Source organism: Cupriavidus sp. SIMBA_020 (assembly GCF_046535395.1).
Lineage (GTDB): Bacteria > Pseudomonadota > Gammaproteobacteria > Burkholderiales > Burkholderiaceae > Cupriavidus > Cupriavidus campinensis.
This window is the reverse complement of sequence record NZ_JAWRWU010000986.1, coordinates 1-259: the sequence shown is the minus strand read 5'-3', so window position 1 is coordinate 259 and position 259 is coordinate 1. Positions and strand designations below refer to the sequence as shown.

1 protein-coding gene is annotated in these 259 nt (G+C 61.4%); it reads left to right on the top strand.

The genetic code is table 11. The features are described 5' to 3' along the window. Window positions 1-17 precede the first annotated feature (17 nt). Window positions 18-259 (top strand): hypothetical protein (locus tag SB751_RS32425; RefSeq protein ID WP_410749312.1); only part of this gene is annotated, 242 nt, incomplete at its 3' end.

Below are 259 nucleotides of genomic sequence, written 5' to 3'. Positions count from 1 at the left end.
AGGCGTTGAGCCCTTTCTTGCAGGACTTCGCGGACCAGATGAGGGCCTCCACGGTCGCGCTCAATATTCAGGCCGGCTCGGAAGTGATCTATGTCGCCCGCGTATCGGGACCTGCCCAGGTGCAGATGAGAACCGGCATCGGGACTCGGCTCAAGCTCTGGCAGGCGGCGGCCGGAAGAGTCTTCTGGTCGATATCCGATGAAACCAGGAAGCACGAGGTCCTGCAGGAATTGCAGAGCCAGCCGAGCGACATTCGGGA